Source organism: Mesorhizobium sp. WSM4840 (assembly GCF_055811755.1).
In genome coordinates, this window is record NZ_JBVVQD010000028.1 from 1 (window position 1) to 24,369 (window position 24,369).

Sequence of the window (24,369 nt, forward strand, 5' to 3'; positions counted from 1 at the left end):
AAAATAGAACTGACTGCAACTTGATCATGATAACCTCCCTATATTGTTTTTCTTGTGTATCCGGGTAAGTGCAACCGCACATTGCACAGGTGGTTTTGCAACTCTTACGGTTGACGCTTCGATTGCTCTGACGAGTCTGTTTGCCAAGCGGCATCTGCTTAGCCTTGTGAGCTTTATAATTCCCCAGATGAATGCCAGTTCCAACATCCCTGGAAGTCGACGTCGGACACACCTCATCGGCGGTTTGTTCGACCTTGCCAACCTCGGCTCACATGATCGCCGAGCGATTGCCTACCTCTGGTTGCGATGCCGACGCGGGGCCGCCAACGACAGGTCGTGCTTCTGACTAAGGCTTGAATTGCCTCGACAACTCCGAGGCGGGCAGCGGCCCAGAGAGCTGGCACAGATGTTAAAGAGGCCGCTGATGCGCCCCTTCAGTGGTGTTCAGTTCGCCATGAGGGCAACTTAGGGCTGCTCGGGGTTCTCGTCGGCCAGTTCCTGCTCTCGCCGCTCAAGCTGCTTCTGAAGCTCCACCGCTAATGCGAAAAGCTTTGGTGGCAGAGTTTGGTCGGCCTCCATGCTCAATCGCTTACGTAGCTTCCGACGATTATCTTCCGAACTGATCAATTCCCGGAAGGCATGATCCCCATTTCGAGTTGCCATAACGGTTACCTTTAGTTTTGTGCGTAACTCATCGATTACTGAAGAGTTCCATAAAAGGTCCGAAATGTTTGCTAGGAGCTTCCGAGCGATATCAGCTAACTACGCTGGATTGAACGGAAAGCTACGAACAGGCCCAGGGCAGTAGCCGTCTCGACAATAGCCTCGGTTATCTCGTCTTGGATGCGACCAAATCAGGCGCAGCCTGCCGAATTTGGTTCAATGCCGCTTTAATCGAGACGGTGTCCCCATAGTCTGCCCTATTGAGGGTTGCGGTAATCGCCTAATCTAGAACTGGACTGACCCTTTGGACGATGCTCATCCACTTCCCCCCGGATAGCGATGGGGCAACAATAACGTGTCCGAAGCCAACGCGCGAAATTTCGGCTCACGACCCCAAGCGGTCATCTGCGGTGCAGGCGATGAACGTCTCAATTGAGCCCATTCCAGACCTTCCGGTGCATGCACAGCAAAGGGCCTTGCGGCGATACAATGCCTCCGACTTCTGCTATGGTGCATTCCTCGGGCATAGGTGGTCTTAAAGAACGCCGTCGTGGATCGCAAGCTTGCTGCCATTCTTGCTGCCGATGTGCTGGGCTACTCCGCGCTGATGGAGCGTGACGGCCAAGCAGGCGGCCGACGCGCGCATGTGGGCCGGGGTCCATTTTCGCTCCGATGTGGTTGCGGGCCAAAAGATCGGTGAGGGTGTGGCCGAGCAGGTCATAGCGTTCGCGGTTCCACCGCCCCAGCGGTGGGCGCGACGCTCGCCTTCGATTGGGGGCTCCTTGGGGCTAAGCACTACGGAGCCCGAGGTTCCGTAGTGCTTAGCCCAGAGCTATCGGAAAAAGGTGGCCGAAGCGCACGGGGGAGAGTCGGATTGTCAACCGAGCATGTAGAGCGGCGACTTACGGCCATTCTAGCGGCCGACATCTCCGGCTACAGCCGGCTGATGGGCAACGACGAGGAAGGTACGCTCGCCCAGCTGAAGGCGCATCGGCGTGCTCTGGTCGACCGAAAGATCAACGAACACCGCGGGCGGATTGTCAAGACCACCGGCGATGGGATGCTGGTCGAGTTCGCGAGTGTGGTCGAGGCCGTGCGCTGCGCCGTCGAGATCCAGCGCGGCATGGCGGAACGCAATGTCGCGGTGCCGGCAGGACAACGTATCGAGTTCCGCGTCGGCATCAATGTCGGCGACATCATCATCGAGGATGACGACATTTTCGGGGATGGCGTCAACGTGGCGGCTCGCTTGGAGGGGCTCGCGGAGCCTGGCGGCATCTGCGTCTCGGGCCGCGTGCAGGAAGACGTGCAAGGCAAGCTCGACATTGCCTTTGAGGATATCGGCGAACAGAAGCTCAAGAACATCGCTCGGCCGGTGCGCGCATTTCGCGTGCGGCTCGACGCCACGGCCGCTCCGGCGCCCGCCGGCTGGCGCCGGGGATTGTTCGCCGCTCTGGCTCTGATGATTTTGCTTATTGTAGGCGCGCTGTGGGCCGGTCTTGGCTCTGAGTGGAAATTTCTCAGCATTCTGCGCTCTGGCGATCAATTCACAAAGAGTGCTGAAGTCAGCACGAAACCCGCGATCGCCATTCTCCCGTTCCTGAACCAGAGCGACGATTCGGCTCGTCAGTATTTCGCGGATGGATTGACGCAGGATATCATCAACGCACTGGGTCGGTTCTCCGCGCTGACCGTGATGTCGTGGAACGCTGTCTTCCCCTACAAGGGAAAGCCCGCAAGCCCGGAGGAGATCGGCCGCGGTCTCGCCGTCAGCTATCTGGTCGAAGGCAGCGTCCGCCAGACCGGCGACCGCGTGCGGGTCATCGCGCAACTCGTCGACACAAGGCAGGGACAGGTGATTTGGTCTGCACGCTTCGAGGAGGCGCTGGCGGACGTGTTCGCGCTGCAGGACAACATTGTCACTCGCATCGTCAGAGTCCTGGCGATTCGCGTGACCCAGATCGAACAAAATCGGGTGTTCGCGAAGCCAACCGAAAATCTCGCAGCCTATGATTACGTGCTGCGCGCCAGGCCGGCATTGCAGAGCCCGACGCATGCAAACAATGTGGAGGCGCGCGCCCTGCTCAGACGCGCCATCGAGCTTGACCCGAACTACGCTGCTGCATATGCGGCACTTGCCGAAACCTATCACATTGCCAGCTCGATGGGCTGGGCGGAATCGCCAACCGCCTTCCTGAGCCGTGCCGAGGAACTGGCAATCAAGGCGCTGAGCCTTGATGATTCCGACGTGCGCGCGCGCATCACTCTCGGCCACATCCACCTCTTTCGTCAGAGATACAACCAGGCAGAGGTTGAGATCGAGCGCGCCATTGCGATCAATCCGAACGATGCTCACGGCCTCGCCGGGCGCGGCACCATCCTGTTGTGGCTGGGACAGACGGATGCGGCGATCGAGGCCTTGGAGCAGGCGCAGCGTATCGACCCCGATCTCAATGCGATCGATCGCTTTGCGCTGAGCCTGGCCTACTATCTGAAACGGCGTTACGACGCGGCGATCGAACAGGCGGAACTTAGTCTTCGAACAACCGCAGGCGCGAACTTCAGCCGTATCCTGCTGGCGGCCGCCTATGCACAAGACGATCGAGCGGAGGACGCCGCGCGTGTCGTGACGATGATACGCCGCATCGACCCAACCTTCGACCCGCAGGAGTTCGGAACCAAGTTTCTAAGCTCTGGCGATCTCGAACATCTGCGCGACGGATTCCGCAAGGCCCGCCTCTACCCCGTCACAGGCGACCTGCCACCGGCCGAGAGAATGAACCGCTAATGTCCTTGAAGTAGCGCGCGGTTCTGGTTGGCCTTCGCGATGTTCGCAGCAAGGTCCTGCTGGAAGAGCGCGGGTCCCATCGGGGCCGGTTTGCCGAAAATATAAAGCTTTCCGTCGCTGATCAGCCAGTTCTCCGGGTTGGCCTCGTCGAGCTCGCCCAGGGCCAGCGCCATTGCACAAAAATTTCCGAACTCTGGCGCGTAGCGAACAGGATCGGCCTTGAAAAGCTCGCGATGTTCGGCGTTCGCGAAGAGGTAGCGGTGCTCATCCCATTCGTACTCGATCTCCGGCAGCCCGCGCGTGGGGCTTCCGATGGTGAAATAGGCGACCGGGTCATAACCCTTGATCGCCAGCGGAACCGCTTCCGTGGCAAAAGAGGGCATCGAGGTCGCAAACAGGGCGGCTGTGACCGCCAGAACGAGGCGAATGGCATTTCGCCGAGAGACATTGTGCATGGCGAATTCCCTGATTTGACCGTCCCGGGCCGCTACCAGCCCCGCGGCAAGCGAAGCCGTCTGCGTCATTCCGTTCGGGCACTAATTATCGCTCTTGTAGCGCTCGGCCGCAACACGTTTCGGAGATTTTCGGAGTTCGAGTGTGGTGAGGCCAGCGCCCATTGCAGGGGCGCCGGGCTCCATTCTTCGTCTGCTTAGTCCGCATCGCGGTCATCGTGCTCATCGCATTGAGGGACTGCTTCCCACCCTTACCCGACATCCGGCATTCTTCGAGTGAACGACCAATCTCGGGCCACAATCTCGATGGACTTAGAGCGGGTGGTTTTAGCCGCATTTCTGCGACGCCAGGAGAAAAGTGATCCTGATCGGTCAAAGCCTTGCCTCATCGGCCGAAAGTGCATGCTCTCGCGTGCCGGAGACGATGATCTCCAGGACCTCATGCTCGTCGGTGTTTTTGATGTAGCGATCGCCGACGTTCTCACCGCGCTTCAGCACCATCACGCGGTCGCCCACAGCGAAGATGTCAACGAGGCGGTGGGAGATGATGATCTGGGCAACGCCCTGCTTCTTCAGTTCCAGCATGGTTTCGAGCAGCCGCTCGGTCGCCATCACCGAGAGATTGGCGGTCGGCTCGTCGAGGATCACCACGCGCGGCTGGAAGGAGATAGCGCGGGCAATCGCCACCGATTGCTGGCGGCCGCCCGAAAGGCTCTCGACCTTTTGATAGACGGAGTTCACGTCGACCTTGAGCCGCTTCAGCACACTGTCGGCTTCCGCGTACATTTTCCGCCGATTGACGAAAAGGCCCCTGCGCGGCCAACGGCCAAGAAAGATGTTCTGACCGACATCCATATTCCCGCAAAGAGCGAAATCCTGGTAGATCATCTCGATGCCGGCGTCGCGGCTTTCGTGCGGGCTCTTGAAGTGCACCGGCTGCCCGGCGACGAAGACCTCGCCGGCGTCGCGCTGGTAGGCGCCGGTCAGGATCTTCATCAGCGTCGACTTGCCGGCCGAGTTGTCGCCGACGAGGCCCAGGATCTCGCCGGGATAGAGCACGAGGTCGACGTTGCGGAGCGCCTGCACCGCACCGAAGGCTTTTTCGATGCCCCGCATTTCTACGATCGGTGCAGGCGTGGTCGGGTCACGCATGGGTGGTCTCCGCCGTTTTTGTGCGCCGCGCGAGGCGCGCCCGCAGGCGGCCAAAGATGTTGGCCTGGCGCACCCAGATGTCGATCAGCACCGCCACGATCAGGATGCCACCGATGAAGACGTTGATCCAGTGCTGCGGCATGGTAAAGCCCTGGACGTTGAGCTGCAGCAGCGCCCGGATCAGGGTGATCACCGCCGCCCCGGCGAGCGCCCCGATCACGGTGCCGTAGCCGCCGAAGATCGAACCGCCGCCGATGATCACCGAAGCGATGGCGTCGAGCTCGCGGAACTGGCCGGCTACCGGGTTGAAGCTGCGGAAGTAGGCGACGTTGATGATCCCGGCCATTGTCGCGCAGAGCGCCGCCAGCATGAGCGCGAAGAACCGCACCCGGTTGGTGTTGATCCCGGCATAAGCGGCGGCGCGAATGTTGCCGCCGGTCGCATAGACCTTCTGCCCGAACGGCATGTAGGCGAGCACGACGCCGGCAATGAGGGCGACCAACAGCATCCAGATGGTCTGGACGCTCACCACCTCGGCGATCGAGCGCAGCAGCCCGTCCGGCAGCGAGATGCGGTAGTGCAGCAGGATATCGTTCACCTTGCGGCCAAGCAGGTTGTAGCCCTCGGGCCAGCCGGTGAGCTGCTGCCCGGCGACGAACCAGGCGGCGAGGCCGCGGGCGATGTAGAACATGCCGAGCGTGGCGATGAAGGCCGGCAGCTTGAAGCCGACGGTGACGATCGCGTTGACGAGGCCGGCGCACATGCCCGCGAGCAGGCCCATTGCCACGGCGGTCACGGGGTCGGCGCCGAGGACCTTGAGGAAATAGGCGGCGGTGCTGCCGGCGAGAGCGAGCACCGCCCCGACGGAGAGATCGATATCGCCGGCGGCGATGACGTAGGTGAGTCCGATGGTGATCAGCGCAAGCTCGGTGTAGTTGAGCAAGATCGCGAAGCTGTTGGACAGGTTCCACCAGTAGTCCGGCCGCAGCGCGAGGCCGGTCAGCCACAGGAGCGCGGTCAGGATGATGGCGAGCGCGTCGCGCCGGGCGAGGAACTTGCCGAACCCGGTGGCCGACAACGCCATGTCGGTCGCCATCGCGCCCTTGGTCTGCACCCCCTCGATCGCGATGCCGCCGATCTCGTAGGCCGGTGGCGGCGGCCGGTCGCGGAGCCAGGCCCAGAGGCGCCCTGCCACCTGGCGGCGGATGAGATAGGGCTCGATGAGCACCGCGACGACGAGCAGCAGCCCGAGGAACACCGGCACCGCGCCGACCGGTAGCGAGAAAACGGCATTGACCGTGATCTCCTCGTCGCCGATCTTGATGATGCGCGTGATCGGCCAGCCCTCGCGCAATACCTTGTCGAGCAGCACCACCAGCAGGGCGCCAAGGCAGGATCCGGCGACCCGGCCGCGGCCGCCGAGGATCGAGGCGCCGCCGATGATCACGGCGGCAATGACGGTCAGCTCACCGCTGACGCCGTAGAGGGGCGTCACGCCCTTGTCCTGGGCAGCTGACATCAAACCGGCCAGCGCCGCGCAGAGCGAGGAGATCAGGAAGGCTCGGATGCGCACCCAGTTGGTCGGGATGCCGGCATAGGACGCCGCCTGCTCGTTGCCGCCGGTGGCGAAGGTCTCGTAGCCCCAGCGCGTCTTGGCAAGCACATAGGCGCCGATCACGGCGACAACGAGGAAGATCACGATCTGGTTGTTGAAGCCGAGGAGGTTGGTCTCGCCGAGGTGAAAAAAACCCGGATAGCCGGTCGCCTTGGCAGGGTAGTAGATCGCCTGGCCGTGAGTGAGCGCCAGCACGAAGCCGCGGCCGATGAAGAGGACGGTCAGCGTGGCGATGAACGCCGGCACCTTGAGGATGGTGACGAGCACGCCGTTGATCAGCCCGATAAGCGTGCCGAGCAGCAGGCAGAGGATCGCCGACGTGACGACGCCGAGGTCAAGGAAGTTCGGCGCGAACAGCCTGGCAAAGACGACGGCGACTAGGCCGTAAGTTGAACCGACCGAAAGATCGAGGTCCTTGTTGACGATGACGAAGGTCACTCCGACCGCGATGATGGCAACCCGCGAGGTGTCGCGGAGCAGCGAGTGAAACGCTCCTGTTGACCCGAAGAACGCGGGATTGACGAGAGCGCCGCCGAGATAGAGCAGCAAAAGCAAGGCAACGAGCCCCACCTCCCAGCCGCCGACAATCTGGGACGGCGCACGGCCGAGCGATGTGGTCGCGGTAAGCGCCATGGTCTCTTCTGGTCGATTTCCTGCTGCCGCATTGCGGGAGAGCCTGCGCCCTCCCGCAATGATTTCAGACGTTCCGAGTGGACTCAGTTCTCGAAGCGCTTGCCGACGTCCTCGACGGTCTCCTTCGTCACCAGTTGGGCGCGTGTGTCGAGGTTGGCCGCCGCGATGCCGCGATCGATCTCCAGATAGAGTTGCATGACCGGCCAGAAGCCCTGCAAGAAGGGCTGCTGCCCGAGCGCGCCGGTCAGATCGCCGCTCTTCATCGCATCCTGCTGGGCCGGGCCCAGGTCGAAACCGTAGGCGCAGATCTTGCCGGTCATTCCGGTCTGAGCGACGGCCTTGGCAAGCGCCGGCGTGAACACGTTGTTGCCGGCGAACGCGCCAACGACATCGCCGCGCGATTCGAACAGCGTCACGATGCCGTTCACCGGATCATTCGGATTGGTGTCTATACCGGTGTTCTCCGGACCCGCGTCGACCTTGAAGGCATCAAGCTTGCCGGCATCCCTCAAGCCCTTGACGATGGCGTTGAAAGCCGAAGTGACGCGATTGTTCACCTCGATGTTGCCCATTGCGGTCGACGACGGCAGGACGATCGAACCCTTCTCGATACCCTTGTCCGCGAGGCACTTGACGAGCGCCTCGCCGGCGATTGCGGCAGCGGAGGCGTCCTGGCCAGTGTGGCCGATGCCGCTGCGGTTGAGGATCGTGCCGTCAAAGGAATTGGTCGTAGCGACCGGTATGCCCTTCGCCTCGGCGGCCTTGACGATGTCGTTATAGGCGCCGACCTGGGGCGTTGTCATGATCAGCCCGTCGATCGTCGGATCCTGCACGATCTGGTTCAGGATTTCGATCTCGCGGGCAGGGTCGTCGGTCGGCGATTCCGAGCCGAGCAGCAGGACCTTGGCGCCGATCAGGTTGCCGGCGACGGTCGCGCCGACGTAGACCGGATCGAAGAAGCCATTGCCGGCAGTGTGTGTCACGATAGCGAAAGTGAGGTGACCATCGGCCGAATGGAAGTCCTTGGTACCGGGGGCCTCCTTTGCGGCTTCTTCGAAGCTGTAGCCGCCGACCGCCTTATCGACGCCGCCCGATTGTGCGTAGGCGTTCGATACGCCGAGCGATAATGCCGCGGCACACGCCGCGAGCGAGAAAATACGTTTCATGATTTTCCTCCCTTGCAACCAACGGTCGGAAGCCGTTCGGGCGCATTTATTCAGGATTCCGAATGCTTCCTCCCACCCCGTATATTCTGCCCAAAGCCTGCCCACGTAAATAGTGCTAGCGCGACGCGGTGTCAGACAGACGAGGAGACTTGGTGTATTATGATCCCTACCTGGGCCGCATTTCAAAAGGGAGCGACACAGAGAGCACCAAGAATAAAGTTTCACAAACGCGTAGGGAGGATACCGCGATGAATCTGCGACCAGACCCCACATTCTATGCGTCACCGAAGCTGGCTATGGAAGGGCCGCCGGAAACTCTGGCCTACACGTTGATGCTTAGCCCGGACTTCTCGCAACCCGACGGCCTGGCTGTGGTGAATGTCGATCCAAATTCGCCGGAGTTCGGCAAGATCGTCCACACTGTCATCATGCCAAACAAGGGCGATGAGTTTCATCACTTCGGCTGGAATGCGTGTTCTTCGGCGCTATCACCACTGACTGGCCACGCCTTTTTGGAGCGTCGTTATCTGATCATTCCGGGGATGCGTTCGTCGCGCATCTACATAATTGATGTGAAGGGCGGGCCGACGGCCGCCAAGATTCACAAGATCATCGAACCCGCAGAAGTCTTTGCCAAGACGGGCTATTCCCGCCCGCATACGATCCACTGCGGACCCGAGGGCATCTATGTCTCGACCCTGGGCGGCGGCGGCAAGGACGGTACCGACGGTCCTCCGGGCATCTTCATCATGGATTGCCAGACCTTCGATGTCATTGGCCGCTATGAGATAGATCGTGGCGCCCAGGACAAGCACTACGATTTCTGGTGGAACCTGCCGCGCGACTACATGGTCAGTTCCGAATGGGCCCTGCCGCCGCAGTTCGAAAACGGCATCGTCCCGGAGGATCTACTGTCCAACAAGTACGGCCACCGCATGCATTTCTGGGATCTGCGTGCGCGTAAGAACATTCAGACGATCGATCTGGGCGCCAATCACCAAATGGCGCTCGAAATCCGCCCGGCGCATGATCCAGTCCAGCAATACGGCTTCTGCGGCGTTGTGGTCGATACCACCAATCTCGAAGGCTCGATCTGGACTTGGTGGCGCGACGCAGATGGCAAGTTCCAGGCCAAGAAGACGGCGATCATCCCGCCTCAACCGGCCAATGCCGACGATCTGCCGGATCTTCTGAAGGGTTTCTCGGCGGTGCCCCCGCTGGTCACCGACATCGACCTCAGCCTCGACGACAAATATCTCTACGTGGCTTGTTGGGGTACGGGTGAAATGCATCAATACGATGTCAGCGACCCGATGAAGCCGGTTCTGGTGGGCAAGGTCGAACTGGGTGGGATCGTCAAGAAGACCAAGCACCCCTGTGGCAAGGTCTTCGGCTATGGGCCACAGATGGTCGAGATTAGCCGCGACGGCAAGCGTGTCTATTGGACCAATTCGCTCTATTCGACCTGGGACGATCAGTTCTATCCCGGCGAGCGCGGCGGGGCTATGGTGAAGGCCGATGTTGGCGCCAATGGTGGCCTGACGCTCGACACCAACTTCTTCGTCGAGTTCCCCAAAGGCTATCGAACGCACCAGATCCGACTTGAAGGCGGCGACTGCTCTACCGACAGTTTCTGCTACCCATCGGTCTAGGTGTCGCCCGAACTCCTTTCGACCACAGCCGGCCTCTGGTTTGCTGTGGTCGCCAGCGGGATTTACCATGGCGTAAACCCGGGTATGGGCTGGCCGCTTGCTGTTTCGGCCGCCCTGATGGAACGGCGGGCCTATGCGCTGCCGGGCGCACTCCTGGCGCTGGCGTTCGGGCATCTTGTCGCCATGACGGTGGTCCTCTTGCCCTTCGCGCTGATGACCGTGCTGGTTGATTGGCAAACCGAGATCCGCGTTGGCGCAGGTCTAATTGTCGTCGCGCTCGGAGTCTGGCTGCTCTTCAACCGGCGGCATCCTAGATTTCTGGCGCGCGTGCCGCCGTCGCGACTGGCGCTCTGGTCCTTTCTGGTCGCCGTCGCGCATGGCGCCGGCCTGATGCTGGTGCCGATCTACCTCGGCCTGTGCGGCGTCGTTGAAACGGATGCTGGGCACCGTGCCGCGACCGCCCTCATTGCACGAACTGCAGCGCTCTCGATCGGCGTGGCAGCGGTCCACACCGGCGCGATGATCACTGCGGGCGGCGCTTTGGCCTTCGGCGTCTATCGGTGGCTGGGATTAAGGTTTCTTTCGAAAAGCTGGTTTGACCTAGATGTGGTCTGGGCGCTAAGCCTAGTTCTGGTCGGGGCGATCGGCGTATTTTCCGCGCTCTAGTTGGTCACCACGATCCGCGTGTTGCGGAAGCCGGCTTGCCGCACCATCGAATAGAAGGCGGCGGCATTGGCCGGGTGCAGCCGCACGCAGCCATGCGACGCCGGGCGCCCGAGAGATTTTACCGCGCCGGTGCCATGGATGGCGTAGCCGCCGCGGTAGAATACCGAATGAGGCATCGGCGACATGTCGTATTTGCGCGAATACCACATCCGTGCCGTTCGTTGCGGCCGGTAGCTGCCGCGCGGCGTGATATAGCCTTTGCGCGCCGTGGATACGCGCCATCGGTAAACCGCCTGACCGTATCTTACAGTCATCGTCTGCGATGACACGTCGATCCTTGCAACCAGCTTGGCTGCCCAGCCCTCGACCGAAGAACCGAGCAGCATCGTTGCCAGTGCCGCCATGAAAACGGTTTTTTTCATGCGATCAAACCCCTTTGACTGCCCCTTGCCTGCTTGCCTTCACGCAATTCTTCATCTTTTTAATCGCAAGTGAATGAGGTAACCACACACCTCTGACGAATTCACCAATCCAAAGCAGCGAATTTGAACGATTTCCCGCGATAGTTGCCGTGACGACACGTAACCACGTAACTAAGGCGCGAACCCGCCAACAGGCTTGCCAAAGCGCATCGTTGGCTGCTCAATTCGCCGAATGAACGAAATGAATGAACGGCTCCTGAAAGCGGTCGGTGATCGGGTCGACGACCTGGTCGCGTTGACCGCGGACCTGATTCGCTTTCCGACCATCAATCCGCCCGGCGAAGCCTATCGGCCATGCGCCGAATACGTCGGAGCGCGGCTGAAGAAGCGCGGTTTCGAAGTCGAATTCATCCGCGCCGAAGGCACGCCCGGTGACACCGACCGCTACCCGCGCGTCAATGTCGTCGCCCGCTTCGATGGCCGCTCGCCCGGCGCCTGCTTGCATTTCAACTCGCATATCGACGTGGTCGAAGCCGGCGACGGCTGGAGCCTCGATCCCTTCGCCGGCATTGTCAGGGATGGCAAGGTCTATGGCCGCGGCGCCTGCGACATGAAGGGCGGCCTGGCCTCGTCGATCATCGCCGCCGAGGCCTTCATGGAGGTCTTCCCCGATTTTCCGGGGGCCATCGAAATATCGGGCACGGTCGACGAGGAGTCCGGCGGCCTCGGCGGCGTCGCCCATCTGGCAAAGCTCGGCTATTTCTCCAAGCCGAAGGTCGACCACGTCATCATCCCCGAGCCGTTGAACAAGGACCGCATCTGCCTTGGCCATCGCGGCGTCTGGTGGGCGGAGATCGAGACCAAGGGGGAGATTGCGCACGGCTCGATGCCGTTCCTCGGCGACAACGCGGTGCGCCATATGGGTGCCGTGCTAAAGGCCTTCGAGGACGAGCTGTTTCCGGCGCTCGACCGCAAGGTCACGCGCATGCCGGTCGTGCCCGACGGGGCCAAGCGCTCGACCATGAACATCAACTCGATCCACGGCGGCCAGACCGAGGATTTCCGGCCTGGCCTGCCCTCGCCCAACGTCCCCGATTCCTGCCGGCTGACCATCGACCGCCGCTTCCTGCTCGAAGAGGACCTCGGCACGGTCAAAAGCGAGGTGACCGATATCCTCGACCGGCTGAAGCGCGAGCGCAAGAAATTCGACTACGAGATCCGCGATCTCATGGAGGTGCTGCCGCTGATGACCGAGCGCGATGCGCCGGTGGTCAAGGCGGTGGCGCAAGGCATCATGGAGATATTCGACCGCGAGCCCGACTATGTGATTTCGCCCGGCACCTACGACCAGAAGCACATTGCAGGCATCGGTCACATCTACGACTGCATCGCCTATGGCCCGGGCATTCTCGACCTCGCCCACAGGCCCGACGAATGGGTGGGGATATCAGACATGGTCGAATCGGCCAAGGTGATGGCGATCGGGCTCAACGTGCTACTGAGGGGCGCGGGCGCTCGGTAGTCGGTGATGGGCGAAAAAACATTCCTGCCGGCGCTGCCGGAAAACACGAAACGCAATTTACTCGTTGGTGAAATCACGCTTCTATCCACCGGGTTTTGAGCATGTTTTTGAGCATATCGGGAGTTGCACGATGAAATTGTGGAAAACCATTCTCACCGCCGCGGCCCTGGTGCTGTCTGCCGGAACATCGGCATTTGCCGCGCGGACCGATCTGGTCATCGGCATTACGCTCGAACCTCCGCATCTCGATCCGACCGCAGGTGCTGCGGCGGCGATCGACGAAGTGCTTTACGCCAATGTGTTCGAGGGGCTGACCCGCATCGGTCCGAACGGCGATGTGCTGCCGGATCTCGCCGAAAGCTGGATGATTTCCGACGACGGCAAGGTCTACACCTTCAAGCTGCACACCGGCGTGAAATTCCATGACGGCACCGACTTCAACGCCGACGACGTGAAATTCTCGCTCGACCGCGCCCGTGCCGACAACTCCGTCAACGCACAAAAGGGCCTGTTCGCCGGCATCGATACGGTCGAGGTGGCCGATCCGGCGACGGTCAAGATCACGCTGAAGAACCCGCAAAGTTCGTTCCTCTACAATATGGGCTGGGGCGACGCGGTCATCGTCGCGCCGGAGACAGCCGACACCAACAAGGAAAAGCCTGTCGGCACCGGCCCGTTCAGGTTCCAAAACTGGGCCAAGGGCTCGTCGATCACGCTGATCAAGTCCGACACTTACTGGGGCGCCCCGGTGTCCCTCGACAAGGCAGAGTTCCGCATTGTTCCCGATGCCGCTGCCGCTGTGCCGGCATTGCTTTCCGGCGACATCCAGGCCTTTCCCTTCTTCCCCGATCCCGACAGTGTCGCCCAGATCAAGGACGACCCACGCTTCAAGGTGGTGATCGGCGCGACCGAGGGCGAAACCATTCTCTCGATCAACAACAAGAAGCCGCCTTTCGACAGACTGCAGGTCAGGCAGGCGATTTCGTTTGCGCTCGACCGCAAGGCGATCATCGACGGCGCCTCGGCCGGTTTGGGTGTGCCGATCGGCTCGCATATGTCGCCCGCCAACAAGGCCTATGTCGACCTCACCGGCCTCTATCCGCACAATGTCGAGAAAGCCAAGGAACTCTTGAAGGAAGCCGGCCTGGAGAACGGCTTCAAGGCGACGCTGAAACTGCCGCCGCCTCCCTATGCGCGGCTTGGCGGCGAGATCATAGCGTCGCAGCTTCGCGATGTCGGCATCGATCTGCAGATCGTGCCCGTGGAATGGGCGCAGTGGCTGGACCAGGTCTTCACCAAGAAGGACTACGACCTGACCATCGTCTCCCACACCGAGCCCAACGACATCGATATCTATTCGCGCAAGGATTACTACTTCAACTACGACAACCCGACCTTCGACAAGAGCATCGCCGATCTGAGCCTCACCTCCGATGAGGCCAAGCGCATGACGCTGCTCGGCGAGGCGCAGAAGATACTGGCCGACGATGCCGTAGTCGGCTTCCTCTACGAACTGCCGAAAGCCGGCGTCTGGGACGCCAAGCTCGAAGGTTTTTGGGAAAACGCCCCGATCCAGGCCAACGACCTGACCAAGGTAAAGTGGACGGAGTGAGGCAGCGTAGCGGTCCTCCCCCATGACCGCCTATCTCCTCAAGCGCCTTGCCATCGCGCTCATCACGCTGGTTCTGGCCTCGATGGTGGTCTTTGCCGTGCTGGAGATCATTCCCGGCGACCCGGCGCGGCTGATGCTTGGCATGAACGCCAGCGCCGACCAGGTCGAGTTGCTGCGCAACCAGATGGGCCTCAACGCACCCCTTGCGCTGCGCTATCTGCACTGGGCCGGCGGCTTGCTGAGCCTCGATTTCGGCCGCTCCTACACCTATTCGGTGCCGGTCATCGACCTGGTCCGCGAGCGCGTCGTCGTCTCGCTGCCGCTGGCCCTGATCGCGCTGGCGCTGTCCACCATCATTGCCATTCCGGTCGGGCTGTTTTCAGCCGGCCGGCACGGGCGGGCCGGCGACACGATTGCGATGGGCGCCGCACAGCTTGGCGTCGCTGTGCCGAACTTCTGGTTTGCGCTGATGCTGATCTACCTCTTCGCCGTCTGGCTGCGGCTGGTGCCGGCAGGTGGCTTTCCGGGATGGAGCGCCGGCGTCTGGCCGGCGCTGAAATCGCTGATCCTGCCGGCGATCGCGCTCGCCCTGCCGCAAGCGGCGATCCTCGCCCGCGTCACCCGCTCGGCGCTGATCGAAGTGCTGAACGAGGACTACATCCGCACCGCCCGCGCCAAGGGCCTGCCCTTTCGCGCGGTGCTGTGGCGGCACGCGCTGCGCAACGCGATGATCCCGGTGCTGACCATTCTCGGCCTGCAGTTCGCCTTCCTGCTCGCCGGCACCATCATCATCGAGAACGTCTTCTACCTGCCCGGCCTTGGCCGGCTGGTATTCCAGGCGATCACCCAGCGCGACCTGATCGTCGTCGAAAGCGTCGTCATGCTGCTGGTTGCCGCCGTCATCGCGGTCAACCTGCTCGTCGATCTCTCCTATGCGGTCGTCGATCCGCGCCTGAGAAGCCGCCAATGACGCTGCGCTTCGACATCCCAGAGGAAAATTTTGCCGACATCCTCGTCAAGGCCTTCACCAACCGCTCGTTCCTCGCCGGCTTCGCCATCACCGCACTGGTGGCAGCGGTCGCTATCGTCTCGTTCTTCTGGACGCCTTTTGACGTCACCAGGCTGATCATCGCCGACAAGACCCAGGCACCCTCGCCGGCGCACTGGTTCGGCACCGATCATTTCGGCCGCGACATTCTTTCCATGATCATGGTCGGCGCCCGCAATTCGATCGCCGTGGCGCTGGTCGCTGTCGGCATCGGCATGGGCGTAGGCGTGCCGCTCGGCGCCTTCGCCGCGGCGCGCGGCGGCATCGTCGATGAAGCGGTGATGCGGCTGAACGATCTCGTCTTCGCCTTCCCTGCCCTGCTGTCGGCGATCATGATCACCGCCATCTTCGGGCCGGGCGCGCTCAACGCCATCATCGCCATCGGCATCTTCAACATCCCGGTCTTCGCCCGCGTCGCCCGGGCCGGTGCGCTGGCGATCTGGCCACGCGAATTCATCCTCGCCGCGCGCGCCGCCGGCAAAGGCAAAACGCTGATCACGCTGGAGCATGTGCTGCCCAACATCGTCAGTTTGCTCCTGGTGCAAGGCACCATCCAGTTCGCGCTCGGCATCCTGGCCGAAGCCGGGCTTTCCTATGTCGGGCTCGGCACACAGCCGCCGATGCCGAGCTGGGGCCGGATGCTGTTCGACGCGCAGACCCGCATGGTGGCGGCGCCGTGGATGGCGATCTTTCCAGGCATGGCGATCGTCGTCACCGTGCTTGGCCTGAACCTGCTCGGCGACGGTATTGCCGACATCCTCGACCCTAAATCGCGGCGGCAGCGATGAGCCTGCTCGAAATCGAGCGATTGTCGCTAAGCATCGGCGATACGCCGATCCTGAGGGATGTCGAGCTCTCCGTCGCGCCCGGCGAGGTGATGGGGCTGGTCGGCGAATCCGGCTCGGGCAAGTCGATAACGGCGCTGACGGTGATGCGGCTTCTGCCCTGGGCGGCGCGCGCCACCGGGCGCGTCGTCTTCGACGGCATCGACATCCTTGCGGCCAGCGAAGACCAGATGTGCGCGCTGCGCGGCGACGATATCGGCATGGTTTTCCAGGAGCCGATGACGGCACTTAACCCGGTCAAGACCATTGGCGAGCAGGTCGCCGAAGGCATCCGCTGGCACACCAGGGCAAGCCGCGCCGACGCCGAGGACCGCGCGCGAAAAATGTTCGACCGGGTCGGCCTGCCGGCGGCACAGTTCCCGCTGTCGCGCTATCCACACGAGCTTTCCGGTGGTCAGCGCCAGCGTGTCGTCATCGCCATTGCCTGCGCGCTGAAGCCCAAGCTGCTGATCGCCGACGAGCCGACGACGGCGCTCGACGTCGTGCTGCAGGCGCAGATCCTCGACCTGTTGCGCGACCTGGTCGCAGAGAGCCGCATGGGCCTGCTCTTGATCTCGCACGACCTCGCGGTGGTGGCCGAGATGGCGGACCGCATCACCATCCTGCGCCACGGCGAAGTGATGGAGGCCGGCGACACGGCGCGCACTTTGTCCGAGCAGCTCCATCCCTACACGCGACAACTGGCGCAGGCCTCGATGCATGTGCCGGCGCGTGCCAGGACGCACAGGGTCGGCCAAGACAACCCCCAGCTCCAGGCTGCCAACCCTCTTCTCCAGGTGGCCAAACCTCTTCTTCAGGTAGAGAGCGTGACGCGGGACTATCCGGGACGGCGCAAATCGTTGCTGAAGCGCGCGGCCCCGATCCGCGCCGTCGACGATGTCTCGTTCTCGATTGATCCCGGGCAGTCTGTGGCGCTGGTCGGGAGTTCCGGTTGCGGCAAGTCCACGCTTGCCCGCATGGTCCTGGCGCTGGACGGGCCGACATCGGGAACGATCCGGTTTCGCGGTCAGGTCATCACCGGCAAGAGCGAAGCTGAGCTCAAGCCGGCGCGACGCGACATGCAGGTGGTGTTCCAGGACCCTTACGGCTCCTTCGATCCGCGCCAGAAGGTCGAAAAACTGGTCGCCGAGCCACTGCATGTCCTGGAGAAGAAGCCGACGGATGCGGAACGGCGCGAGATGGTGGCAAAGGCCTTGCACGAGGTCGGCCTTAGTCCACGCGACATGGACAAATATCCGCACGAGTTTTCGGGTGGCCAGCGCCAGCGCCTGTCGATCGCCCGCGCCATCATCACCCGCCCCAAGCTGGTCGTCGCCGACGAGCCGGTCTCGGCGTTGGATGTCTCGATCCGCGCCCAAATTCTCGACCTGTTCGCCGAGCTCAACCAAAAGCTCGGCGTTGCCTATCTATTTATCACCCACGATCTGACCGTTGCCCGCGCCATCACCGACCAGGTGATGGTCATGCATGACGGCAAGATCGTCGAGCGCGGCAGGACGAGCGAGGTTCTCGACCATCCGCAGTCCGAAGCCGCCAAGGCGCTGGTCGCAGCCGCTCCCGATTTGCATCGGGCGATCGCGAAACGGCTGCAGGAACAGGGGTGAGCGGCTTCGTGGCACGGCTAATTCGTCGGGCGCACGGGCGGGAGAATGGCTATTGACAGCCAACAGTTCTGAAACGCGCGAAGGGCCTGAGCCTCCTCCACTGGGCCTGGGCGGCTCTGCTGCGCTGTTCGGGGCGGGTGCTCTGCTGCTGTTCCTGGTAACGCGGATAGCCGTCCCAACGTTCGTCTCCGCTAGCGGGGCTGAGACTGTGGTGATGTGGTTCTTGGCCGCAAGCATCATTCTTTTTGGCCCCCTGCTTCTCACGGCTGCCCTGCTATTGCATCGAGAGCGGAGACAAGGAAGGCTGGTGTCGTTGGGCGCGCGGCTGTGGCTTCGCACTATGAATGGCGGCGATTGGCTCTGGGCTATTGGAGGGCTGGTGGCTGTCAGCGTGCTGACCGGCGGCATCGGCGCGGCGCTCCGGATGCTGCAAGACGGGAAGACTCTTCATCCCTCGTTCATGGCTTTCGAGCCGCTAGGTCCTGGGCGGTACTGGATTCTCGGCGCGTGGCTGCCGTTTTTTGTACTGAACATCGTTGGGGAAGAGTTTGTCTGGCGGGGTGTCGCACTGCCGCGGCAAGAGGTTGCCTTCGGGGGGTGGGCTTGGCTGGTCAACGGGATAATGTGGTTACTGTTCCACGCTGCCTTCCCTTGGCAAGTCCTGTTGACGCTCGTGCCGATCACGTTGCTCCTGCCCTACGTTGTCCAGCGGCGTCGCAGTACATGGGCCGGGATCGTTATCCATGCCGGGTTCGGGGCGATGGGCTTCCTGGTCCTAGCATTCGGGCTCGCCTAAGCGGCGCTGCTCTCGCAATCGGTTACGACCCGACTCGCCTCCAAGGGGCGGCGACGCTTCCATGGCCCATCAAATCGTTATCACACGATGCCTCAGCCTTGCGGCTTCACCACATCGGCAGGGCTGATTTCGAGCAGGTCGAGCGTGCGCCGCAAGAGCTGCATCTCGCTCCCGGCAAGTTGCGAATCGGCCTTGGCGATCTCGGCCATGTGGCGGGCGAGCAGCTTGCGCCGTTCGATGTCGAGGTCGCGGAACTGAGCGATGGCTTGCGAGCTGTTGGTCTCGTAGCCGAATTCGTTGAGATATTCGATGACGCTGTCGATGCTGGTTTCGGGAATGCCGAAGGCGTCCCGGCAGATACGCCTGAAGGCGGTCATTTCGCTTTCGCTGACCGACCCATCGGCCAGGATCATGCGAAACAGCATGAGCAGTTCCGCCGACAGTACAGGATCGTCCGCGACCTTGCGCACGCCGGGGTCGCCTTCGAAGATCGAGCGTATCTGGTCCAGCAAAGCGAATGACATCAGCGTCCCTTTCCGATTCGTCAAATGCATGTCGCTCAAAAGTGCGCAGCGGTTTTGAGATAACGACATGCATAAAACAAAAGAGCCAAGCGCATCGCGGCGCGCTTGGCATAGGTAGCGCGGAATCGGCCTTGCGCAAACGGGTCGGCTGTGGTTCGAACGCCCACATCTTCCCGCTGGCCAGAAGCCCTTCCCGCAACCATCCGATGTTCGATCTCGCCACCCAGACCGTCGTCATCCTCGGCGTCGCCGCCTTCGCTGCCGGCTTCGTCGATTCGATTGCCGGCGGCGGCGGCTTGATCACCATTCCAGCACTGCTGCTGGCGGGCTTCTCGCCGGTCGAGGCGCTGGGGACCAACAAGCTGCAGGGCATGTTCGGCTCGGGGTCGGCGACCATCCACTACGCCGCCAAGGGCCATGTCGATTTGCGCCGGCAATTGCCTTCGGCCCTGTTGGCGCTTGCCGGCAGTGCTCTCGGCGCTTTGCTGGCGACATTCGTGCCGGGCGACCTGTTGCGGGCTCTTCTGCCGATCCTGCTGATCGCCATCGCGCTTTTCTTCGCCCTCAAGCCAAACATGGGCGACGTCGACCGCGCCCGGCGCCTGTCGCCGTTCCTGTTCGGGCTGATCCTGGTGCCGATTGTCGGCTTCTATGACGGCCTGTTCGGGCCGGGGGCCGGTTCCTTCTACATGCTGGCCTTCGTCACCCTGGCCGGCTACGGCGTGCTTAAGGCGACGGCGCATACCAAGCTGCTCAACTTTGCCTCCAACATCGGCGGCTTCATCGTCTTCGCTGCTGCCGGGGTCGTCTACTGGAAGATCGGCCTGATGATGGGTGTCGCCCAGTTTCTCGGCGCCCGTGTCGGCGCCAGCCTCGCCATCCGCAATGGCGCAAAACTGATCAAACCGCTGCTGGTGATCGTCTGCCTGGCACTGGCCAGCAAACTGCTGGCCGATCCGGCGAACCCGCTGCGCACGCTGATTGGTGTGTGACGACGCGACTGATACTATGCGGTTGTACGAATCATGTTGGAGGAGCCACGCATGAATCTCAGTGCGCCTACGCAGCTTATTTTTATCATATCCCTTGTTATCGCCCTCATCGGCCTGCTCGCCGCTCTCGGCGTTCTTGCATTCATTCCTCTGGCCGCGGTGTGGATCGTCCTCATCGCTTATATCGTGCTTGCTGGCGGCTGCCTGGTTCGCGGCGCTTAAGCACTCAGACCTCAGGCAACTCGGAGCGCCCGGCCACAAGCGGGGCGCTTTTGATTCTGAGGACTGGTCTGCTAGACTCCTTGGGCGGAAGGAAAGCTCATGCCCGCCGAGAGCGAAGACGGAAGCCGCCATGAAATTCCCGGCCTCGGCCGGGTCGAGATGGTGCGGCGTGCGCCCGGCCCTCGGCTCCACGGCTCAGTCACCGACATCTGCGGTTATCGTGAAACCGCGCCCGGCCGCTTCCGCAACGTCGAATATGCATCGCTGACCGTGCCGCTGGTCATCAGCTTTGCCGAACCCTTCGCAATCGGGCTCGGCAAGAATCCAGGCAACAATGACCGCTTCGCCAGTTTCGCCGCCGGCCTCTATGCCGGTCCGGTGGTGATCGAATCCTTCGGCGGCGCCTGCTGCGTCCAGGTCAATTTCACGCCGCTCGGCGCCCGACGCTTCTTCGGCCTTCCGATGAGCGAACTGACCGATCGCATGGTCGGCCTCGACGATGTGCTTGGCCCCGAAGGGATCGCGCTGCGCGAAAGACTTGGTAATGCGCGCGACTGGACCGCACGCTTCGCCATCGCCGAGACGTTCGTCGCCGCACGGCTGACTGAGGCCCGGGAAACGCCGGCCGAAATCGCCTGGGCCTATGACAGGATCATCGTCTCAGGTGGCCGCATTCGCGTCGCATCGCTCGCCGACAGGCTGGGCTGGAGCCGCAAGCATCTCTCGGGAAAATTCTCCAATGCGATCGGCGTCGGCCCCAAGACGCTGTCGCGCATCGTCCGCTTCAACCGGGCGCTCGGCCTGTCAAGGCAGGACAAATCCGGTTGGGCTGATATCGCCGCCGATTGCGGCTATGCCGACCAGGCGCATCTGGTGCGCGAATTCCGCGACCTTGCCGGCGAAACGCCGACGACGCTTGCGCCCGGCCATAGGTTCTGAAACGCCCCTTGCCACGCCCAGTGGGCGCACGGGTAACATTTCTTCAAGACGTGCGAACAGCTTTCGCCCAGACTGGGTTATCGACAATCCAATTGAAGGAGATCGCCATGACCATGTCAGTCGAACCGCCCAGGCTCTATCCCACCTTGCGCTACCGCAATGCCGCGAAAATGATCGACTGGCTGGGTGAAGCCTTCGGCTTTGCCGTTCATGCCCGCTACGGCGAAGGCGACATTGTCCATCACGCCGAACTGACTTTCGGCTCCTCGATGATCATGCTGGGCACTGCACGCGACGACAAGTTTGGCCAGATGATCGGTGCACCGGGCCCGGGTGGCGGCAGATCGATCTATGTTGCCGTCGACGATGCCGATGCCGCTTATGCCAGAGCAAAAAAGGCCGGCGCCGAAATACTGGAAGAACTCACCGACCGCGATTATGGCAGCCGCGAGTTCATCTGCCGCGATCCGGAAGGCAATGTCTGGTCGTTCGGCACCTACTGGCCGAAGGCCGGTGAAAAAGCCTGAACTGGTAACGCTGCACAGGGAATGTGACGGTTGAGGGCCTGTTGGCGGCCAAGGTTTCATCGTTCGTTTCGGTGGGCTATCACAACATTCGGGGTTGACCGAAGCCTCCCCCAACTTCGTCATCCCTGGGCGAAGCAGGAGCGAAGCTCCGTCGCGGAGACCCTGGGATCCATGCCGTTACCTCAGCCGAAAGTGCAGCGGAGCAGAATTCTGCACCGTCGCGACACTTCGACGTTACGGCATGGATCCTGGGGTCTGCGCCGCGTCGCTTCGCTCCTTGCTCCGCCCCAGGATGACGAAGCGATAGGCGTTTCCGCTAATCGCCAAGGTATGCAGTCGGTCAACGCCAGCACATCCGATCCGTCAAAACTTCTGCGCCGGGGAGCTAACGCGCCAAACCAAAAATCGCGTCGCAGTCGAGGTGAGTCTCCAGCTCGGCTGCGACCTCGTCCAGTGCCCGTTCGACCTCGGCGCGATAGTCGATGCCGCCGCCCTTAACGCCAAGGTTTTCCAGAAATTTCGCCCGAAAAGCGTCAGCGGAAAACAGCCCGTGCAGATAGGTGCCCGACACCTTGCCGTCGGCCGAGATGGCGCCGTCAGCGGCGCCGTTGATGACGGCGGATGGTCGCAGCGTGTCCGGACCGGTGGTGCGGCCGAGATGAATCTCATAGCCTTCGAGCGGCAGGTCGAACTGGACCGAGCGCGCGCTGACATTGCGCACCGTCTTTTCCGGCTCCATCACCGTTTCGACGTCGAGCAGGCCGAGCCCTGCCGCCTCGGTAACGCTGCCCTCGATGCCGTCGGGATCGCGCACGACACGGCCGAGCATCTGGAAGCCGCCGCAAATGCCGACGACGTGGCCGCCGCGCCTGCGGTGGGCAAGCAGGTCGCGGTCCCAGCCATTCTCGCGGAATCTCAGGAGATCGCCGATCGTCGACTTCGAGCCGGGAATGACCACCAGCCCGGCATCCTCTGGCAAGTGCTGGCCGGGCGGCACGAACACCACCTCGACCTGAGGCTCGGCGTTGAGCGGGTCGAAATCGTCGAAATTGGCGATACGCGAAAGCATCGGCACGGCGACCTTCAGCGCGCGCTTCTCGCCGGACGCCAGGCGTTCGAGCACCACCGAATCTTCCGAGGGCAATCGCGCCGCCGCCTTCAGCCACGGCACGACGCCAAAGCAGCGCCAGCCGGTGAAGCTCTCGATCGCCTTGATGCCGTCATCGAACAGCGAGACATCGCCGCGGAACTTGTTGATGAGATAGCCGACGATCATGCGCCGGTCCTCTTCCGGCAGGATCAGATGCGTGCCGGCGACCGAGGCGATGACGCCACCGCGATCGATGTCGCCGACGAGGATCACTGGCACATTGGCGCGCGTGGCAAAGCCCATATTGGCAATGTCTCGGCTTCTGAGATTGATCTCGGCCGGCGAGCCGGCGCCCTCGACGATGACCAGATCGGCGCCCTCGCCGACCTTGGCCCAGGAGTCCAGCACGGCATCCATCAGCCGGCCCTTCAGCGCCTGGTAGTCGCGCGCCCGCGCCTCGCCGAATACCTTGCCCTGCACCACCACTTGCGCGCCGACATCGGTCTGCGGCTTGAGCAGCACCGGGTTCATGTGGACGGAGGGCACAACGCCACAGGCGATCGCCTGCAGCCATTGGGCGCGGCCAATCTCGCCGCCGGAGCTGTCGCCCGGAATGTCGGCGACGGCGGCGTTGTTCGACATATTCTGCGGCTTGAACGGTCGTACCTTCAGCCCACGGTTCCTCGCCGCGCGGCACAGGCCCGCGACCAGCACCGTCTTGCCGACATCGGAGCCCGTGCCCTGCAGCATGATCGCCTTGGCCATTAATTCCTGCCCTGTGAAACGCTGCCGGTGATAGTGGATTTCGCCGCCAGCGGCCCGCCGCGCCAGATGTAGAGCGCCAGCAGCGGCTCCTTGCCGGTGCGCATGGCGTGACTGATATCAGAGGCATGGTGGATCACCTCACCCGCCTCGCGCCTACGAAATTCGCCTTCGCCCATGCGCCATTCGGTGCCGCCGGTCAACGGAATGTAAATCTCCTCGGCGACGTGGTGGTGGTCGGGATAGACGATATCAGGTCCGAGGATCAGCAGACCGGCCGCGACCTTGTCGTTGACGAAATGGCCACGCGTGCCGAAGACTTCCAGCCAGCCATAGTTGTCGATGAATGTCTTGCCGAAATCCGCCTCGCTGTAGGTCTGCCCCCAGCACAGATCGCGACGCTCCGCAAGCAACTGGACCAGCGACTTGGCGCCTGCCGGAGCAAGCTCGACGATACGGTCGAGCTGGCGCAGGCAAGCAAGCGGATGCGGCTCGAGCGGACGCGCCGGCATGGCCCAGCCGATCCGGGCCACCGCATCGCGCACCAGCGCATCATCGAACCTTTCGAGGTAGGCATGAAAACACTCGAGCAGTTCATCGAAATTTGTGGTCACGCCTTGCTCCGCACACGCATTCGCGCACGCCGCTCCACAGATGGTTGGATGGAGATGGTCGGC

The 24,369-nt window shown here is 62.4% G+C and carries 21 protein-coding genes; 13 read left to right on the top strand and 8 right to left on the bottom strand.

Translation table 11 applies throughout. From position 1 onward, the window contains the following. Window positions 1–1,537 precede the first annotated feature (1,537 nt). Entirely contained in the window at window positions 1,538–3,451 is a 1,914-nt protein-coding gene (locus AC0L3I_RS28340) for an adenylate/guanylate cyclase domain-containing protein (protein WP_473529078.1), read from the top strand. Here the strand turns inward: AC0L3I_RS28340 and AC0L3I_RS28345 are convergent. From AC0L3I_RS28345 to AC0L3I_RS28360, 4 genes are all read right to left on the bottom strand, one after another. Beyond that, window positions 3,448–3,834: a YHS domain-containing (seleno)protein gene (locus tag AC0L3I_RS28345; protein WP_258117745.1), complete on the bottom strand. Its 387-nt coding sequence runs from the start codon at window positions 3,832–3,834 to the stop codon at window positions 3,448–3,450. The genes AC0L3I_RS28340 and AC0L3I_RS28345 overlap by 4 nt on opposite strands. A 441-nt stretch (window positions 3,835–4,275) precedes the next feature. Beyond that, window positions 4,276–5,055, bottom strand: coding sequence for an ATP-binding cassette domain-containing protein (locus AC0L3I_RS28350; RefSeq protein WP_473486557.1), 780 nt, complete (start codon window positions 5,053–5,055; stop codon window positions 4,276–4,278). Next, complete coding sequence (locus AC0L3I_RS28355) at window positions 5,048–7,303, bottom strand: ABC transporter permease (RefSeq protein ID WP_473486558.1); 2,256 nt, start codon at window positions 7,301–7,303, stop codon at window positions 5,048–5,050. Before AC0L3I_RS28355 ends, AC0L3I_RS28350 begins: the two co-directional genes overlap by 8 nt. Before the next feature lie 83 nt (window positions 7,304–7,386). After that, a complete protein-coding gene (locus tag AC0L3I_RS28360) occupies window positions 7,387–8,469 on the bottom strand; it encodes a substrate-binding domain-containing protein (protein WP_287187388.1) in 1,083 nt (360 codons plus the stop codon). Window positions 8,470–8,717: 248 nt separating this feature from the next. On the opposite strand from AC0L3I_RS28360, the gene AC0L3I_RS28365 reads away from it, so the two are divergent. Next, on the top strand, window positions 8,718–10,121 hold the full coding sequence (locus AC0L3I_RS28365; protein ID WP_473529079.1) for a selenium-binding protein SBP56-related protein: 1,404 nt from the start codon (window positions 8,718–8,720) through the stop codon (window positions 10,119–10,121). Further along, window positions 10,122–10,787: a hypothetical protein gene (locus AC0L3I_RS28370; RefSeq protein WP_473529080.1), complete on the top strand. Its 666-nt coding sequence runs from the start codon at window positions 10,122–10,124 to the stop codon at window positions 10,785–10,787. Here the strand turns inward: AC0L3I_RS28370 and AC0L3I_RS28375 are convergent. After that, window positions 10,784–11,209 (bottom strand): L,D-transpeptidase, encoded by a 426-nt coding sequence (locus tag AC0L3I_RS28375; protein WP_473529081.1) that lies wholly within the window; start codon window positions 11,207–11,209, stop codon window positions 10,784–10,786. The genes AC0L3I_RS28370 and AC0L3I_RS28375 overlap by 4 nt on opposite strands. A gap of 241 nt (window positions 11,210–11,450) precedes the next feature. On the opposite strand from AC0L3I_RS28375, the gene AC0L3I_RS28380 reads away from it, so the two are divergent. The 6 genes from AC0L3I_RS28380 to AC0L3I_RS28405 all read left to right on the top strand — a co-directional run bounded on the left by AC0L3I_RS28380 (window position 11,451) and on the right by AC0L3I_RS28405 (window position 18,636). After that, window positions 11,451–12,731 carry an acetylornithine deacetylase/succinyl-diaminopimelate desuccinylase family protein gene (locus tag AC0L3I_RS28380; RefSeq protein WP_473529082.1) on the top strand — a complete coding sequence of 427 codons (1,281 nt, stop codon included), beginning with the start codon at window positions 11,451–11,453 and terminating at the stop codon, window positions 12,729–12,731. A gap of 130 nt (window positions 12,732–12,861) precedes the next feature. Continuing rightward, window positions 12,862–14,343: an ABC transporter substrate-binding protein gene (locus AC0L3I_RS28385; protein WP_473529083.1), complete on the top strand. Its 1,482-nt coding sequence runs from the start codon at window positions 12,862–12,864 to the stop codon at window positions 14,341–14,343. A 22-nt stretch (window positions 14,344–14,365) separates the two neighbouring features. Further along, window positions 14,366–15,313 carry an ABC transporter permease gene (locus AC0L3I_RS28390; RefSeq protein ID WP_473486564.1) on the top strand — a complete coding sequence of 316 codons (948 nt, stop codon included), beginning with the start codon at window positions 14,366–14,368 and terminating at the stop codon, window positions 15,311–15,313. Next, window positions 15,310–16,179 carry an ABC transporter permease gene (locus tag AC0L3I_RS28395; protein ID WP_473486565.1) on the top strand — a complete coding sequence of 290 codons (870 nt, stop codon included), beginning with the start codon at window positions 15,310–15,312 and terminating at the stop codon, window positions 16,177–16,179. Before AC0L3I_RS28390 ends, AC0L3I_RS28395 begins: the two co-directional genes overlap by 4 nt. Then, complete coding sequence (locus tag AC0L3I_RS28400) at window positions 16,176–17,840, top strand: ABC transporter ATP-binding protein (RefSeq protein ID WP_473529084.1); 1,665 nt, start codon at window positions 16,176–16,178, stop codon at window positions 17,838–17,840. The genes AC0L3I_RS28395 and AC0L3I_RS28400 overlap by 4 nt, the downstream gene beginning before the upstream one ends. A 52-nt stretch (window positions 17,841–17,892) precedes the next feature. Further along, window positions 17,893–18,636 carry a CPBP family intramembrane glutamic endopeptidase gene (locus AC0L3I_RS28405; RefSeq protein ID WP_473486567.1) on the top strand — a complete coding sequence of 248 codons (744 nt, stop codon included), beginning with the start codon at window positions 17,893–17,895 and terminating at the stop codon, window positions 18,634–18,636. A gap of 92 nt (window positions 18,637–18,728) precedes the next feature. Here AC0L3I_RS28405 and AC0L3I_RS28410 read toward each other — a convergent pair whose 3' ends face one another. Then, window positions 18,729–19,160, bottom strand: coding sequence for a tellurite resistance TerB family protein (locus AC0L3I_RS28410; protein WP_123150746.1), 432 nt, complete (start codon window positions 19,158–19,160; stop codon window positions 18,729–18,731). Window positions 19,161–19,366: 206 nt separating this feature from the next. Between AC0L3I_RS28410 and AC0L3I_RS28415 the strand changes: the two genes are divergently transcribed. From AC0L3I_RS28415 to AC0L3I_RS28430, 4 genes are all read left to right on the top strand, one after another. Continuing rightward, the gene (locus tag AC0L3I_RS28415) at window positions 19,367–20,152 is read left to right on the top strand and encodes a TSUP family transporter (RefSeq protein WP_473486630.1); all 786 of its coding nucleotides are present in this window, start codon (window positions 19,367–19,369) and stop codon (window positions 20,150–20,152) included. A 51-nt stretch (window positions 20,153–20,203) separates the two neighbouring features. Further along, window positions 20,204–20,374: a hypothetical protein gene (locus AC0L3I_RS28420; RefSeq protein ID WP_084646958.1), complete on the top strand. Its 171-nt coding sequence runs from the start codon at window positions 20,204–20,206 to the stop codon at window positions 20,372–20,374. Between the two features lie 99 nt (window positions 20,375–20,473). Further along, window positions 20,474–21,313 (top strand): helix-turn-helix domain-containing protein, encoded by an 840-nt coding sequence (locus AC0L3I_RS28425; RefSeq protein WP_473529085.1) that lies wholly within the window; start codon window positions 20,474–20,476, stop codon window positions 21,311–21,313. 107 nt (window positions 21,314–21,420) lie between these two features. Continuing rightward, complete coding sequence (locus tag AC0L3I_RS28430; protein WP_473529086.1) at window positions 21,421–21,840, top strand: VOC family protein; 420 nt, start codon at window positions 21,421–21,423, stop codon at window positions 21,838–21,840. Window positions 21,841–22,225: 385 nt separating this feature from the next. On the opposite strand, the gene AC0L3I_RS28435 is transcribed toward AC0L3I_RS28430, so the two are convergent. Together AC0L3I_RS28435 and AC0L3I_RS28440 are read right to left on the bottom strand one after the other, a co-directional pair. Further along, entirely contained in the window at window positions 22,226–23,695 is a 1,470-nt protein-coding gene (locus AC0L3I_RS28435) for a cobyric acid synthase (RefSeq protein WP_473529087.1), read from the bottom strand. Further along, complete coding sequence (locus AC0L3I_RS28440; protein WP_473529088.1) at window positions 23,695–24,306, bottom strand: dimethylsulfonioproprionate lyase family protein; 612 nt, start codon at window positions 24,304–24,306, stop codon at window positions 23,695–23,697. Before AC0L3I_RS28440 ends, AC0L3I_RS28435 begins: the two co-directional genes overlap by 1 nt. Window positions 24,307–24,369 lie beyond the last annotated feature (63 nt).

Coding starts and splice junctions, on each gene's coding strand:
- AC0L3I_RS28345 (WP_258117745.1), bottom strand. CDS start 3,834: ATGCCCTCTTTTGCCACGGAAGCGGTTCCGCTGGCGATCAAGGGTTAT.
- AC0L3I_RS28350 (WP_473486557.1), bottom strand. CDS start 5,055: ATGCGTGACCCGACCACGCCTGCACCGATCGTAGAAATGCGGGGCATC.
- AC0L3I_RS28355 (WP_473486558.1), bottom strand. CDS start 7,303: ATGGCGCTTACCGCGACCACATCGCTCGGCCGTGCGCCGTCCCAGATT.
- AC0L3I_RS28360 (WP_287187388.1), bottom strand. CDS start 8,469: ATGAAACGTATTTTCTCGCTCGCGGCGTGTGCCGCGGCATTATCGCTC.
- AC0L3I_RS28365 (WP_473529079.1), top strand. CDS start 8,718: ATGAATCTGCGACCAGACCCCACATTCTATGCGTCACCGAAGCTGGCT.
- AC0L3I_RS28375 (WP_473529081.1), bottom strand. CDS start 11,209: ATGAAAAAAACCGTTTTCATGGCGGCACTGGCAACGATGCTGCTCGGT.
- AC0L3I_RS28380 (WP_473529082.1), top strand. CDS start 11,451: ATGAATGAACGGCTCCTGAAAGCGGTCGGTGATCGGGTCGACGACCTG.
- AC0L3I_RS28385 (WP_473529083.1), top strand. CDS start 12,862: ATGAAATTGTGGAAAACCATTCTCACCGCCGCGGCCCTGGTGCTGTCT.
- AC0L3I_RS28390 (WP_473486564.1), top strand. CDS start 14,366: ATGACCGCCTATCTCCTCAAGCGCCTTGCCATCGCGCTCATCACGCTG.
- AC0L3I_RS28395 (WP_473486565.1), top strand. CDS start 15,310: ATGACGCTGCGCTTCGACATCCCAGAGGAAAATTTTGCCGACATCCTC.
- AC0L3I_RS28400 (WP_473529084.1), top strand. CDS start 16,176: ATGAGCCTGCTCGAAATCGAGCGATTGTCGCTAAGCATCGGCGATACG.
- AC0L3I_RS28410 (WP_123150746.1), bottom strand. CDS start 19,160: ATGTCATTCGCTTTGCTGGACCAGATACGCTCGATCTTCGAAGGCGAC.
- AC0L3I_RS28415 (WP_473486630.1), top strand. CDS start 19,367: ATGTTCGATCTCGCCACCCAGACCGTCGTCATCCTCGGCGTCGCCGCC.
- AC0L3I_RS28420 (WP_084646958.1), top strand. CDS start 20,204: ATGAATCTCAGTGCGCCTACGCAGCTTATTTTTATCATATCCCTTGTT.
- AC0L3I_RS28425 (WP_473529085.1), top strand. CDS start 20,474: ATGCCCGCCGAGAGCGAAGACGGAAGCCGCCATGAAATTCCCGGCCTC.
- AC0L3I_RS28430 (WP_473529086.1), top strand. CDS start 21,421: ATGACCATGTCAGTCGAACCGCCCAGGCTCTATCCCACCTTGCGCTAC.
- AC0L3I_RS28435 (WP_473529087.1), bottom strand. CDS start 23,695: ATGGCCAAGGCGATCATGCTGCAGGGCACGGGCTCCGATGTCGGCAAG.